The organism is Streptomyces sp. NPDC033216 (genome assembly GCF_055577115.1).
In genome coordinates this window covers 300,874-314,157 of sequence record NZ_JBVIQK010000004.1, presented here as the reverse complement: position 1 = coordinate 314,157, position 13,284 = coordinate 300,874, and the positions used below count along the sequence as shown (strand labels likewise).

Genomic DNA, 13,284 nt, shown 5'->3' with positions numbered 1-13,284 from the left:
GTCAATCCCCCTTTCCGTCATGACGTGCCGTCCACCGGGCCGGTGACGTGGAGCATCGTCTCGTCGGCCGGCAGTCCGAACGTGCCGGCCGCCAGAGCGGTGGCGATGCGGACGGCGCCGTCCAGCGGGTCCCCGGCGGCCGCCACCCGCCGCGCGTACGGCAGCCGCCGCGCCAGCTCCTCCGCCAGTGGTACGAGGAGAGCGTCGCCCAGCTTCACGAGACCGCCGGTGACGGCGAGGCGGGGGCCGAGTTCCGTGTCGCGTGGGCAGACCGCGGCGGCCGAGTCGGCCATGTGCCGGGCCGCCGTGCGCAGGATGCCCGCGGCGACCGGGTCGGCCGGTGCGCAGGCGGCCACGCGCGGCGCGAAGGAGGCGAGGAAGGCCGGGCGGTCCGGGCGAGGGTAGAGCAGGCCGGGCAGAGCGGGCATCGGCCCGAACTGTTCCTCGGCGCAGGCCAGCAGGGCGGCCGAACCGCCGGGCCGGCCGTCATGGGCACGCGACGCGGCCTCCAGGCCGGCCCGTCCGATCCACGCGCCGCCGCCGCAGTCACCCAGCAGATGGCCCCACCCGTCGGCCCGGTGCCAGGCCGTCAGGTCGGTGCCGACCGCGATCAGTCCGGTCCCGGCGGCCACCACGGCACCCGGCCCGGTCCCGAGGGCACCGGCGTAGGCGGTGACGGCGTCGGCGGCCAGGGCGGTCGTGCCGACCCCGAACTCCCGCGCCAGCGCCTGCGGCAACTCGGAGCGCAGCGCACCGCCGAGAGTGGCGAGACCCGCGGCGCCGACCACCGCGGTGACCGGCCGGGACACCCCGGTCTCGGCCGCCAACGACCGCACCATGGGCACCAGTTGTGTCATCAGATGCTCGGGGTCGATACCTCGGGCGCCGGTCCGCACGGGGATCCGCGACGACCGTACGGCCGGTGCGCCGCCGCCGGTTCTGCCGAGGGCCACCCGCAGTCCGGAGCCGCCCGAGTCCACGGCGAGGACGCCGGGGGAGGGCTCCGGAGCCGAGCGGGAGGTCACGGCAGGCGCCAGTCCACGGGTTGACCGCCCTGCCGCATCAGCAGGTCGTTGGCGCGGCTGAACGGCCGCGAGCCGAAGAAGCCCCGGTCCGCCGACATGGGAGAGGGGTGCGCCGACTCCACCGAGGGCAGGTCGCCGAGCAGCGGACGCAGGTTGCGCGCGTCACGGCCCCACAGAATGGACACCAGGGGCTTGCCCCGTGCGGCCAGCGCCCGTATCGCCTGCTCGGTGACCTCCTCCCAGCCCTTGCCGCGGTGTGCGGCGGGTTTGCGCGGGGCCGTGGTGAGCGCCCTGTTGAGCAGCAGCACCCCCTGCCGCGTCCACGGAGTCAGGTCGCCGCTGGAAGGCTGCGGCAGCCCCAGGTCGGTGTTCAGCTCCCGGTAGATGTTGATCAGACTGCCGGGCAGCGGCCGTACGTCGGGCGCGACCGAGAAGGACAGGCCCACCGCGTGACCCGGCGTCGGGTACGGGTCCTGCCCGACGATCAGGACGCGGACGTCGTCGAAGGGCTGCTGGAAGGCCCGCAGGACATGGGGGCCGGCGGGGAGGTAGGTGCGTCCCGCGGCGATCTCCGCGCGCAGGAAGTCGCCCATTCCGGCGATCCGTCCGGCCACCGGTTCCAGGGCCTTCGCCCAGCCCGGTTCGACGATCTCATGCAAGGGTCGTGGTGCCACGGGCGTCACCCTACTGCCGTACGGGCGGCGGTGATCAACCAGTGGCCAGGACCCCATGCTCCCCCCGTCGGACTCATCCGACCACCGCGGCCCTCACACAGAGCACGTCCGGCAGATGGGAGGCCAACTGCCGCCAGCTGTCGCCGTCGTCGGCCGAGGCGAACACCTCGCCGTTGCGATTGCCGAAGTACACGCCCGCCGGATCCGCGTCGTCCGTGCAGAGCGCGTCGCGCAGCACGGTGCCGTAGTGGTCCTCCTGCGGCAGACCGGCCGTCAAGGGCTCCCAGCTGTTGCCCGCGTCCGCCGTGCGGTAGACCCGGCAGCGGTGGTCGGCGGGCACGCGGTCCGCGTCGGCGTTGATCGGGAAGACGTAGGCGGTGTCCCCGCGACGGGGGTGCGCGGCGGCGGCGAAGCCGAAGGTGGACGGCAGACCGGCGCCGATGTCCGTCCAGTGGCCGCCCGCGTCGTCGCTGCGGTACACCCCCCAGTGGTTCTGCAGATACAGCCGGTCCGGGTCGGCCGCGTCCCGGGCGACCTTGTGCACGCACTGCCCGAACTCCGGGTTCGGATCCGGCAGGAACACGGCGGAGACACCGGAGTTGGAGGGTGTCCAGCTCGCGCCGCCGTCGGTGGTCCGGAACACGCCGGCCGTCGACACGGCCACCGTCACCGCGCGCGGATCCCGCCGGTCGGTGAGGACGGTGTGCAGGCCCTCGCCGCCGCCGCCCGGCACCCACTGCGAGCGCGTCGGGTGCTCCCACAGCGGGCGGACCAGTTCGAAGCTCTCCCCGCGGTCCTCGGAGCGGTACAGCGCGGCCGGTTCCGTGCCCGCGTACACCACGTCCTGCTCGCCGGCCGCCGGGTGCAGCTGCCACACCCGCTCCAGCGAAGCCTCGGTGTCCTGGGGAAACCTGACGGCCGGCGTCGCCGGTTCGGTCCAGGTCCGGCCGAGGTCGTCGGAGTGGAACACCGACGGGCCCCAGTGGGCGCTGTCCCCACCGGCGAGGAGCCGCGTGCGGCCGCCACGGGTGTCGATCGCGACCGAGTAGATCGCCTGTGCGTTGAAGTAGGGGGATTCGTCGAACGCCCATGTGCCCCCGCGCCCGCGCCCGATGAAAAGGCCTTTGCGCGTGCCCACGGCGAGCAGTACCTCGGTCATGCCGGTCACCTCCGGTGTGCTGTGACGTCTTTGTCCCAACCACCGGCCAGTCTGCACCCAGCCACTGACAGGCACCCCTGGAATCGGCATCGCCGCAGATCACAGCGGCGACGACGGCCTGGGACCGCAAGGTGTCGGCCACCTTCGGCGGGAGAGCCGCGCGCCCTGCGCGTCCGTGGGACCGTCGGGACGGAGGACTCGTCCTGAGCATCCGGACCGCCGGCCCCGTAGGGGAGGGCGACCGGGATGTTCACGCGCTCATGAGGAGGAAGCCTGCGATGGCGTTCCGTGGTCCGAGGGTGTGGCTGTGGCGCTGGCGGCGCAATCCGCTCAAACGACGCTCCTACACGGTGGAGGCCTGGGTGGTGCTCGGTGCCTGGGCGTCGACCGTGGTGTGCGGGGTGCTGGCCGGCTGGGCGGCCGCCCGGTCCGTCGAGCAGAGTCTGGCCCGTGAGCGCGTCGAGTGGCGGCCGGTCGACGGACGGCTGACCGAGCGGGCACCGGGAAAGGCCGGCGCGCGTACCGGCGAGCGGGTCTGGGCCAAGGTCGGCTGGACCGGGCCCGACGGTTCCGCACACACCGCTCAGGTCAGGGTGGTGCCGGGCAGCGCCGCCGGCACCCCGGTGACGGTGTGGACGGACCGCCGGGGCCGCCTGGTCACGGAGCCGGCCACCGCCGCCCAGGCCAGGGTGCGGGCCTCGCTCGTCGGTGGCCTGGCGGGTGTGACCGTGGCGTTTTTGCCGTGCGCCGGCGGCCGGTACCTGCGTGGTCGGCTGGAACGCCGGCGGCTCGACAGCTGGGCTGAGGAATGGGCCCTGTTCGACGCGGTCCGGGAACGGCCGACGGGCTGAGCGGGCGGGCCCGTCCGGCGCGAGGAGCGGGTTCCCCGGCCGCGGCCTTCGCCTCGCCCAGCAAGCTGTGACTCACGTGGAGGCGCGTCGACCACTTGCGTGACAGGGTCTGACCGACGCGCCTCCCCGCAAACCGCTGGGGGCCGGTTCACCCGCCGGTCGGAGGAAGGGCCCGCCCCAGGATCCCGTCGAGGTCGGCCCCGTCGGGCAAGGTGCCGAAGGAGTGCCCCCAGTCCCCGCCGAGCCGGGTCGCGCAGAACGTGTCGGCGACGGCGGGCGGGGCGTACCGGACCAGGAGGGAGGCCTGGAGGGTGAGGGCCATCCGCTCCACGAGCCGGCGTGCCCCGGCCGGCGTGACGTCGCCCAGTCCGGACCTGAGCCGGGCGACGGCCGAGTCCAGCCGGGCGTCCGCCCCGTGCGCCAGGGTGAGTTCGGCGAAGAAGGCCTCCGCGGTGGCGGGTTCGCGGGTCAACGCCCGCAGGACGTCGAGGGCGTTGACGTTGCCCGAGCCCTCCCAGATCGACAGCAGGGGTGCCTCGCGGTAGTGCCGGGGCATGCCCGACTCCTCCACATAGCCGTTGCCGCCTCGGTTCCGCCGGCCAGCCGTCCGAGCCGGCGGACGTCCGCCTCGGCCCATCCGGCGTGCTCGCGCCGCAGCCCCTCCAGCAGGGCCACGTCGTCGGAGGCGTCGTACGGGGACAGGGCCGGGGGCTGGTTGGTGACGTCGTGCGTGGTGGGGGAGGGGCCACGGGGTCAGGGTCCATGAGGCTCATGACCCAGTGTTGCATCTTCCCTTCGGTCGCATCAATAGTGCAACATCGATGGCGGACGTACAGTACGTCCTCATGCACAGGAACGTGACGTCCGGGCCCGGAGAGGTGGAGCTGCCGCCGCTGTCGGCCCGGTCGGTGGTGCTGAGCCTGCTGCTGGGCGCCCATCCCCCCGAACTGCCGGTGAAGAATCTCCTCCGGCTGGCGGAACCCTTCGGTGTCGGTGGCTCCACCCTGCGGGCCGCGCTCAGCCGGATGGTGGCGGCGGGCGACCTGCGGCGCGCCGGTCCCGTGTACGGCCTCAGCGACCGCCTGCTGGAACGCCGGCGCCGGCAGGACGAGGCCGTCCATCCGACGACCCGGCCCTGGGGCGGCGACTGGGAGATGGCCGTGGTGACGGCGACCGGCCGCGGCCCCGCCGAACGCGCCGAACTGCGGTCCGAGTTGACGCGACTGCGCCTGGCCGAGCTGCGCGAGGGAGTCTGGCTGCGTCCCGCGAACCTGATCCGCCCCTGGCTGGCCGAACTGGAGGCCGTCACCATGTACTTCACCGCCCGTCCGGACACCTCCGCCGAAGAACTCGCGGCCGTGCTCTGGCCGTCGGAGGAGTGGGCCGCCGAGGGCCGGGCCCTGCTGGAGCACCTCGCGCGGGTCGACCGCCCCGCCGCCCGCTTCACCGCCTTCGCGGCAGTAGTGCGCCATCTCCTCGCCGACCCCGTCCTCCCCCCCGAACTGCTGCCTCCGGACTGGCCCGGCGCCGCGCTGCGCGCCGCCTACGCCGACTTCCAGCGGGAGGTGACGGCCCGCTCGCGCGAACACGCGTGACGGCCGGGGGAAGCGCGCGGGGCGCTATCCTCCGGCCGTCCGTGGGGGGATCGCCGGTCCGGGTCGCTAGGACTACTTGTAGGTGATGTCCGAGCCGGAGTACTTGCAGTACGTGCCGTCGGGGCCCGAGCCGTTCGTCGTCGGTTCGTCACCGTCGTCGTTGCCGATGTACTTCTGGCAGGGGATGATCTTCTTGCTGGTGTCCCCGACGATCGTGATGCCCCGCAGGGTCGCGCTGTCGCCGTAGTTGGTGTTGATGCCGACGAGCCTGCTGCCCTTGTAGGTCGCCTCGATGGTGTTGAGGTTGATCGTCCGCTTGTACTGGGTGGAGCAGTTGCCGCACGAGCGGATGAACGTGCCGAAGTTCTTCACGGCGAAGTTGGAGACGTTCAGCGTCCCGGCGCCGTTGAACTGGAACACCTTGTCGCCGGCTTCCTTCGCCCCGCCGCCGACGACGTTGTAGACGTTGGACGACGAGGAGCCGCGGAAGGTCGCCGCGTCCTCGCCGACGTCCTCCCACCAGACGTTCTGGAGCGTGCAGCTGCCCTTGCAGTGGATGCCGTCGGCGGCGGGCGCGCCGATGATGACGTTCTTGAGGACCGCGCCGGCGGCCAGCTCCAGGATCGGGCCCTGGTCCTCGTCCTGGCTGCCGCTTCCCAGGTCGCCCGTGCCGTACAGGCGCTTCATCCCGTAGTCCTTGGTGCCGGAGATCGGGATGGTGGCGGAGACGCCCTGGCTGCCGTTCGCGGTGGGCCAGGTGGCCGCGCTCGCCGGAGTGAACGCCCCGCTGGTCACGATCATGCCGACCGCGAGGCCTACGGCGGCCAGTGAGCCGGTCAATGCGCGCCCGCGGGGGCGCGTGGGTGCTGGGGAAGTCATGTCCCGATGCCTTCTTCCAGGTGGGGGATGGTCGAAGCTCTCCGCTGGTCGCGTCGGGCGTCGCCGAGACGAGACCAGATCGTGTATGTGAACCTTGGATGTGATGTTGAACGGCTTTTCCTGCACAGTGCGGACTTCATGGAGAGTGGTGAGCGGCTCGTCCACACTTCTGAACGGAAGGTAGGGGGCAAGCGCTTTCTAGTCAACGCTTTGCGCAGAACACATCCAGCCACGAGAGCCGACCGGAAAGGGCTTCCCGGCCAGAGGCGTGGGAGCGCTTCCATGTAGAGCATGTGCATGCCACTATGCCGTTCGGACGCTTCCCATCCGTTTCGGAGAGAGAGGCGAGTCGATGCCGACTCCGCGCACGCGTACGTTCTCCCGCGCCCCGGTCCCGCCGCTGACCGCCCTCGAAACCGGCCCGGTCCTGCCACCGGGCCCCACGACCGCCGGCCACGCGCCCGCGAAACCACCCGAACCTGGCCGTGCCGGCCGTTACGGCTCCTTCACCCGGACCTCCACCGGCCCCCTGATCAGCCCCGAGCCGGACGCCGCCCACCCGATCGTCTCGGTCGAGTACCCGACGGCCTTCCGCCACGAGAACCGCCGGCACGTCCACCGAGGGAAGGCCGACACCACCGGGCGGTGGCGTCTCGCCCGCACCGGCGTCACCGACCGGTCGCGGACGGCCCCGGCGCGGCGGACACCGCTCGCACCGACCCGGACACCGGCACCAGGTACGCGGCCGCGCCCCAGGTGTCCCGCTGCGCGCCGCGGCAGAAGGGGAAGGCCCACCAGCCCGGTCCGCCGTCCCGCTCGACCACCGACGCCCCCTCGAAGCCGGACGGTCGGAGTGCCGCGAAGTGCTTCTTCACCGGTGAGCCGCGGGTCGTGGCCGACAACAAGGTCACGGGCGGACGGCTCTCCTTCCGGACCGTCCGCTACCGGGCCGGCTGAGCGAGACCCTCGGGGTCGACCCACGCCGACCGCGCTTCCTCCACCAGGTATGGAGGCCCCGCGGCGAGCGGCGAGTACTCCCGACCGCTCCGGCGGCCGGCCCTGGTGACCCGGAGGAACTGCTCCTGCCGAACCCTCCTTCCGTGCACGACGAGCCGCCGACAGAAGGGACCAGCGTGATCATCCCCGACTCCGCCAGGAGAGCGCCGCGTTCGGTACTCGCGGTGCTGGTGCTCCTGCTCACCGGCGCCCTCCTCGCCGTCCCCACCGCCTCCGCTCTGCCTCGGCCCACGCCGACGGCGGTCCCGCCCGCCACCCTCACCGAGGTCACCGGCTTCGGCGCCAACCCGAGCAACCTCCAGATGTACGTGTACGCGCCGGCCGGCGTGACCGCGCACCCGGCGATCCTCGTCGCCGTGCACTGGTGCGGCGGATCCGGCCCGGCCATGCACTCCGGCACCGAGTACGCCCAACTCGCCGACCGGTACGGCTTCGTCATCGTGTATCCGTCCGTCACCCGCAGCAGCAAGTGCTTCGACGTGTCCTCGCCGCAGGCGCTCCGGCGCGACGGCGGCAGCGATCCCGTCGGCGTCAAGTCGATGATCGACTGGGTGAGCGCCGCGTACTCGGCGGACCGGTCGCGCGTGTTCGTCACCGGTATCTCCTCCGGGGCGATGATGACCAACGTCCTGCTCGGCGACTATCCCGACGTGTTCGCGGCGGGCGCCGCGTTCTCCGGGGTCCCGTTCGGCTGCTTCGCCACCACCGACGGCTCCGAGTGGAACAGTGCCTGCTCCGGCGGGACGGTGATCCGCACCCCGCGGCAGTGGGGCGACCTCGTGCGAGGCGCGTACCCCGGCTACACCGGGCCCCGGCCGCGCATGCAGCTGTGGCACGGTACCGAGGACGACGTGCTGCGGTACCCCAACTTCGGCGAGGAGATCAAGCAGTGGACCGACGTGCGGGGGACCGGCCAGACCCCGGCCGCCACCGACTCGCTCCAGACCGGCTGGACCCGCACCCGCTACGGCGGCACCGGCGACCGGGCACCGGTGGAGGCCATCAGCCTCCGGGGCGTCGGACACAACCTCTACGCGTGGGGCATGGCCGCTCGCGTGCTCACGTTCTTCGGACTGGACGCCGGCGGTGACCCCGGACCGGGTCCCCAGCCCTCGGGCGCCTGCAAGGTGACCGTGTCCACCAGCGCGTGGAACACCGGCCTGACCGTCTCGGTGACGCTCACCAACACCGGCACCGCCGCGGTGAACGGCTGGCGGCTCGGTTTCGCCCTGCCCGCCGGGCAGACCGTCACCCACGGCTGGGGCGCCGTCTACACCCCGGCCTCCGGGGCGGTGACCGCCACGAACACGTCGTACAACGGCACGATCGCGCCGAACGCGGACGTCACCCTCGGGTACCAGGCGAGCCACACGGGCGACAGCCGGGCGCCTTCCTCCTTCACGCTCAACGGCACGGAGTGCGCGGAGGGCTGACGTCGCCGCCGGGCGGCGCGGAGACCCCGGGGGCGGGGAGCGAGCCGGTCACGTCACGGTGTGACGCTGGCCGGTCGCTCCGCACCATCCGGGCAGCCGGGGGTGTCCACCGGCGTGCGCCCGATGACACCGCGCTGCCCGAAACCGAGGGGCCGGAAGGCTCACACCGAACGGTGGTACTGGTCCGGCACCCGCACCTCGGCGCCGGTCTCCCGCGCCGCATGACGTGCCCAGGACGGGTTGCGCAGCAGCTCGCGGCCGAGCAGCACCGCGTCGGCCTCGCCGTTGGCGAGGATCTTCTCGGCCTGTTCCACGTCGGTGATGAGACCCACCGCGGCGACCGGCATCGGCGTCTCGGCCTTCACCCGCGCGGCGAACGGGACCTGGTAGCCGGGGCCGACCGGGATGCGCACGCCCGAGGCGTTGCCGCCGCTGGACACGTCCAGCAGGTCCACGCCGTGTGCGTGCAGCTCACGGGCGAAGCGGACCGTCTCGTCCGGTGTCCAGCCGTCCTCCTCCAGCCAGTCGGTCGCGGAGATGCGGAAGAACAGCGGCTTGTCGGCCGGCCACACGGCGCGTACGGCGTCGACGACGGCCAGGGCGAACCGGGTGCGGTTCTCGTAGGACCCGCCGTACTCGTCGGTGCGGTGGTTGGAGTGCGGGGAGAGGAAGTTGCCGATCAGATAGCCGTGGGCGCCGTGGATCTCGGCGATCTCGAAGCCGGCCGCGAGGGCACGCCGGGCCGCGTCCGCGAAGTCACGGACGATGTCGGCGATCTGAGCCTTCGTCAGCTCGGTCGGCACGGGGTGGTCCGTGGCGAAGGGGACGGGGCTCGGCGCCACCGGCTGCCATCCGTGCGCCTGCGGACCCACCGGCGCCCCGCCCGTCCAGGGCCGGTCGGTCGAGGCCTTTCGGCCGGCGTGGGCGAGCTGGACCGCGGGAACGGTGCCCTGCTCGACGAGGAAGCGGGTGATCCGGCGGAACGCCTCGACCTGGGTGTCGTTCCAGATGCCGAGGTCGTATGGCGAGATCCGGCCCTCCGGGGAGACGGCGGTGGCCTCGACGATGATCAGGCCGGTTCCCCCCGTCGCACGGGCCGCGTAGTGCGCGAAGTGCCAGTCGGTGGGGGCGCCGGCCAGCGGGCCCTCGGGGGCGGCCGAGTACTGGCACATGGGGGGCATCCACACCCGGTTGGGAATCGTCACGTCACGCAGGGAGTAGGGCTGGAAGAGCGCGCTCACGGCGGACTCCATTCATCACGGGGCCGGTGGTCGACTCGTACGATAGGCATCGTAGTACGTGAGGTGTCAAACTACGAGAGGTCTCGTACAATGGGGAGTTCCCGACGAAGTGGAGCCGCCGTGACCGCCCCCGCCGCGAGCAGTCGCGATCTTCCGCATCCGGCGCGCGCGGAGATCCGGCTGGAGGCCGTGCTGCACGCGCTCTCCGACCAGGTGCGCCTGCGGATCGTGCGGGAACTGGGCGCTGCCGGCGAGGAGCTCTCCTGTTCGCACTTCGACCTGCCGGTCACCAAGTCGACCACCACTCACCACTTCCGGGTGCTGCGCGAGGCCGGCGTCGTCCGGCAGGTCTACCGGGGCACGGCCAAGATGAACGGTCTGCGCAAGGACGACCTGGACGACCTCTTCCCGGGGCTTCTCGACGCCGTCGTCGACGCCGCCGGCCGCGAGGCGCTCCGGCTCGGCGACAGTGAAACCGTGCTCCGGGCGCCCTGAGCCGGCCTCGGTCGGCTCCTCGGCCCGCCAGCCGCGACCGCCCGAACCTCACCAGGCCCGCGCCGCGAGAACCGCGGCCACCACCGCACCCGGCTTGGGCAGCAGGTCGACAGAACGAGGGTGGGCCGCCGGCCGTGGCGACTACCCAGCGGTTGCGCGCCCCGGTCTGCCCACCAGGCCGACGCTGCGCGTACGCCGGGGACGGGAACCTCGGCAGCCGGCCGGTGTGCCGTGAGCGCATGCTGGGGCGGAGGGCGGCCCACTGCCGTGCGGGTCATCCCGTCGCGGGACGGACGGGAGCCGTCCTGATCACGGGGGCTCCGGAGCGGCGGGAGAGGGGCGGCCGGAGAGAGCGGCCGGGAGAGGGTGGCGGGTGAGGGAGATCCGGGCGGCGTGAGACCGTACGAGCCTTGAGCCGTTTGTCGATGTCGGGCACGTCTCCGCCGCGTGTCCCGTGCGACGATCTAGGCGGAGCCCACCGCGGACCGCAGCGCGGCCCAGTCGGGGAGCTTCACCACGCCCCGCCCCAGCGAGGCGCCCAGCGCCGCCTCGGCCCGCTCGATCGCCAGCCAGCCCGCCCACGCGACCGGCTCGACCCCGGCCTCCCGGAGCAGGGCAAGGGGGTCACCCGGCAGTTCCCGGCGGGCGAGCGCGGGGGCGTCCGAGAGCAGGGAGATCACCGTCTCCTTCGCGCACGGCCGGTTGGTGCCGATGACACCGGTCGGACCGCGCTTGATCCAGCCCGCCACGTACTCGCCCGGCACGGGAACGCCGCCGCGCAGCACCCGTCCGGCGAGCTGTGGCACCGTACCCCGCTCCGCGTCGAACGGCAGCCCTTCCAGCGGCACTCCGCGATAGCCCACCGACCGCAGCACCAACTGGGCCTCGATGTCCTCGAACCGGCCGGTGCCCGTCACCCCGCCGCCCGCGTCCGGCGCGGTCCGCTCGAAGCGCACGGCACCCACCCGGCCCTCCTGCCCCGCGAGCAGTTCGCCGGGCCGCAGGAAGAATCGGAGGTGGATGCGGCGCCGTAGTCCCCGTGGCCGCGCGGCCGCCCAGGCGCGCAGCACCTCGACGTTGCGGCGCTGGGCCGCCGGCAGCGCGGACAGGTCGGCGCACGCCGGGTCGAGCGCCAGCTCGGCCTCGTCCACCAGTACCTCCGTGTCGGGCAGGGCACCCAGCTCCCGCAGCTCCTTGGTGGTGAACCGGGCCTGGGAGGGGCCGCGTCGACCCACCATGTGGATGTCGCGCACCTCGCTCGCCGCCAGCGCGGTGAGCGCCCCCTGCGGCATGTCGGTCGGACTCAGCTCGGCCGTGTCACGGGCCAGGATGCGGGTGACGTCCACGGCGACATTGCCGAGGCCGACCACCACGGCGGAGCGGGCGCCGGACAGGAATCCGTCGGTCTCGGCATCCGGATGGGCGCTGTACCAGGCCACGAACTCCGTCGCCGAGAAGCTCCCCGGCAGCTCCTCGCCGGGGACCCCCAGTCGCCGGTCCGCCGCCGCGCCCACGCAGTACACCACCGCGTGGTACAGCTCCCGCAGCCGCGCCACGGGCACCCCGTCCGTCCCCACCGGCACCCCGCCGAGGAAACGCACCCGCTCGTGCTCCAGGACCGTACGCAGGTTCTGCTGGAGCGATTTGATCTTCTCGTGGTCGGGGGCGACGCCGTACCGCACCAGTCCGTACGGGCAGGGCAGCCGGTCGAGGACGTCGACGAGCACCTCGGGGTTCTGCTGGACGAGGCCCTGGGCCGTGTAGACCCCACTCGGCCCGGAGCCGACGACGGCGACACGCAGCACGGCCGAACTCCTTACCCCACGGGGACGCAGGGGAGCGCTGGTGCTTCCAGCATGGCACCGTGGCGGCTCCGCCGACAGGGTGCCGCGCCCGAACGGGGCGTATGTTTCCGTTCGCGGACAAAGTGATCACGCGGACGGGCCCGCCCGGCAGGCGCGGGGGAGGGGGAATCCGACGTTTTGGACACCGTACGATCGGCGTTCCCCGGCGAGGCGTGCGTCGAGGTGCTGACGGTCGTCCGCCCGGACGGCGAAGCCTGCCGGGGGTGAACAGCCTTCGTGAGGCCCGCGAGGCAGCCAGGGCCCGGGAGGTTGGCGAGGCCCGCGAGGTCTCTGAGGCTCACGAGGCAGGCAGAGCCCGCGAGGCCCGTCAGAGCATCGCGCGCATCCGCGTGATCTCCGTCGTCTGCTCCGCGACGACGTCGTCGGCCATCTCCTCGATCCGGACGTTGTTCCCCTGCGCCTTGACGTCCGCGGCCATGGTGATGGCCCCCTCGTGATGGGTGATCATCAGGGTCAGGAACAACTGGTCGAAGGCCTTGCCGCTCGCCGCCCGCAGCTTTTTCAACTGTGCCTCGGTGGCCATTCCCGGCATCGCCGCGTGCTCGTGCCCGCCGTCCGTCCCGCCGGTGCCGTCCTCGTCGTAGGTCGTCAGCCAGCTCTCCATGGCCTCGATCTCCGGACCCTGGGCGGCGGCGATCCGGGACGCGAGCGCCTTGACCCTCGCCGACTCGGCCTGTTTCGGGGCGAGTGCGGTCATCTCCAGGGCCTGGCGGTGGTGTTCGACCATCATCCGGGCGAAGTCGATGTCCGCGGAGTTGGGGGTGTCGTCGTCGACGCGTTGTTCGGCCGCGTCCTGGGCGGAGAGTGTGCGGTTGGCCTCCCCCGGCTTCCCCGGCGCGATCACCGACGGTCCCGCGGCAGCGCCCGACTCGCTGTCCGTTCCGGCGTCGCAGCCCGTCAGGACCAGGGCGAAGAGCACGGCGACGACAAGGGGCGCGCGGCGGACGAGCACAACGACCTCCTGGTGCTGGCGGGTTGAGGACCGGCCATGGGTGAGCGGACGATCCTGGACCGTCCTGGTACGAGTCTGCGCCTCATTGATCGAAAACA

General features: G+C 72.8%; 12 protein-coding genes and 1 pseudogene. 4 read left to right on the top strand and 9 right to left on the bottom strand.

Annotated features, from left to right (window positions below):
* Positions 1-17 precede the first annotated feature (17 nt).
* The 3 genes from ACZ5Y0_RS10905 to ACZ5Y0_RS10895 all read right to left on the bottom strand — a co-directional run bounded on the left by ACZ5Y0_RS10905 (position 18) and on the right by ACZ5Y0_RS10895 (position 2,858).
* On the bottom strand, positions 18-1,025 hold the full coding sequence (locus ACZ5Y0_RS10905; protein WP_469128306.1) for an N-acetylglucosamine kinase: 1,008 nt from the start codon (positions 1,023-1,025) through the stop codon (positions 18-20).
* Positions 1,022-1,699 (bottom strand): uracil-DNA glycosylase, encoded by a 678-nt coding sequence (locus tag ACZ5Y0_RS10900; protein WP_469128305.1) that lies wholly within the window; start codon positions 1,697-1,699, stop codon positions 1,022-1,024. The genes ACZ5Y0_RS10905 and ACZ5Y0_RS10900 overlap by 4 nt, the downstream gene beginning before the upstream one ends.
* A gap of 73 nt (positions 1,700-1,772) precedes the next feature.
* Positions 1,773-2,858: a WD40/YVTN/BNR-like repeat-containing protein gene (locus ACZ5Y0_RS10895; RefSeq protein ID WP_469128304.1), complete on the bottom strand. Its 1,086-nt coding sequence runs from the start codon at positions 2,856-2,858 to the stop codon at positions 1,773-1,775.
* Between the two features lie 278 nt (positions 2,859-3,136).
* Here ACZ5Y0_RS10895 and ACZ5Y0_RS10890 point away from each other — a divergent pair, with 278 nt between their 5' ends.
* Entirely contained in the window at positions 3,137-3,709 is a 573-nt protein-coding gene (locus tag ACZ5Y0_RS10890; RefSeq protein ID WP_469128303.1) for an Rv1733c family protein, read from the top strand.
* Between the two features lie 148 nt (positions 3,710-3,857).
* Here ACZ5Y0_RS10890 and ACZ5Y0_RS10885 read toward each other — a convergent pair.
* A pseudogene (locus ACZ5Y0_RS10885) lies at positions 3,858-4,385 on the bottom strand (acyl-CoA dehydrogenase family protein); the annotation flags it as partial.
* A gap of 169 nt (positions 4,386-4,554) precedes the next feature.
* Here ACZ5Y0_RS10885 and ACZ5Y0_RS10880 point away from each other — a divergent pair.
* Positions 4,555-5,304 carry a PaaX family transcriptional regulator C-terminal domain-containing protein gene (locus ACZ5Y0_RS10880; protein WP_469128479.1) on the top strand — a complete coding sequence of 250 codons (750 nt, stop codon included), beginning with the start codon at positions 4,555-4,557 and terminating at the stop codon, positions 5,302-5,304.
* A 72-nt stretch (positions 5,305-5,376) separates the two neighbouring features.
* Here ACZ5Y0_RS10880 and ACZ5Y0_RS10875 read toward each other — a convergent pair whose 3' ends face one another.
* Together ACZ5Y0_RS10875 and ACZ5Y0_RS10870 are read right to left on the bottom strand one after the other, a co-directional pair.
* Positions 5,377-6,183, bottom strand: coding sequence for a pectate lyase (locus tag ACZ5Y0_RS10875; RefSeq protein ID WP_469128302.1), 807 nt, complete (start codon positions 6,181-6,183; stop codon positions 5,377-5,379).
* A 668-nt stretch (positions 6,184-6,851) separates the two neighbouring features.
* Positions 6,852-7,094 carry a hypothetical protein gene (locus ACZ5Y0_RS10870; protein ID WP_469128301.1) on the bottom strand — a complete coding sequence of 81 codons (243 nt, stop codon included), beginning with the start codon at positions 7,092-7,094 and terminating at the stop codon, positions 6,852-6,854.
* Positions 7,095-7,322: 228 nt separating this feature from the next.
* Between ACZ5Y0_RS10870 and ACZ5Y0_RS10865 the strand changes: the two genes are divergently transcribed.
* A complete protein-coding gene (locus ACZ5Y0_RS10865; protein ID WP_469128478.1) occupies positions 7,323-8,633 on the top strand; it encodes an extracellular catalytic domain type 1 short-chain-length polyhydroxyalkanoate depolymerase in 1,311 nt (436 codons plus the stop codon).
* Between the two features lie 161 nt (positions 8,634-8,794).
* On the opposite strand, the gene ACZ5Y0_RS10860 is transcribed toward ACZ5Y0_RS10865, so the two are convergent.
* Positions 8,795-9,874, bottom strand: coding sequence for an NADH:flavin oxidoreductase/NADH oxidase (locus ACZ5Y0_RS10860; RefSeq protein ID WP_469128300.1), 1,080 nt, complete (start codon positions 9,872-9,874; stop codon positions 8,795-8,797).
* A 120-nt stretch (positions 9,875-9,994) separates the two neighbouring features.
* Here ACZ5Y0_RS10860 and ACZ5Y0_RS10855 point away from each other — a divergent pair, with 120 nt between their 5' ends.
* Entirely contained in the window at positions 9,995-10,369 is a 375-nt protein-coding gene (locus tag ACZ5Y0_RS10855; RefSeq protein WP_469128299.1) for an ArsR/SmtB family transcription factor, read from the top strand.
* Between the two features lie 464 nt (positions 10,370-10,833).
* Here the strand turns inward: ACZ5Y0_RS10855 and ACZ5Y0_RS10850 are convergent, their stop codons facing one another.
* Together ACZ5Y0_RS10850 and ACZ5Y0_RS10845 are read right to left on the bottom strand one after the other, a co-directional pair.
* Positions 10,834-12,174, bottom strand: a complete 1,341-nt coding sequence (locus ACZ5Y0_RS10850) for an FAD-dependent oxidoreductase (RefSeq protein WP_469128298.1) — start codon at positions 12,172-12,174, stop codon at positions 10,834-10,836.
* 367 nt (positions 12,175-12,541) lie between these two features.
* Positions 12,542-13,186, bottom strand: a complete 645-nt coding sequence (locus ACZ5Y0_RS10845; RefSeq protein ID WP_469128297.1) for a DUF305 domain-containing protein — start codon at positions 13,184-13,186, stop codon at positions 12,542-12,544.
* Positions 13,187-13,284: the final 98 nt, after the last annotated feature.

Coding starts and splice junctions, on each gene's coding strand:
- ACZ5Y0_RS10880 (WP_469128479.1), top strand. CDS start 4,555: ATGCACAGGAACGTGACGTCCGGGCCCGGAGAGGTGGAGCTGCCGCCG.
- ACZ5Y0_RS10875 (WP_469128302.1), bottom strand. CDS start 6,183: ATGACTTCCCCAGCACCCACGCGCCCCCGCGGGCGCGCATTGACCGGC.
- ACZ5Y0_RS10890 (WP_469128303.1), top strand. CDS start 3,137: ATGGCGTTCCGTGGTCCGAGGGTGTGGCTGTGGCGCTGGCGGCGCAAT.
- ACZ5Y0_RS10895 (WP_469128304.1), bottom strand. CDS start 2,858: ATGACCGAGGTACTGCTCGCCGTGGGCACGCGCAAAGGCCTTTTCATC.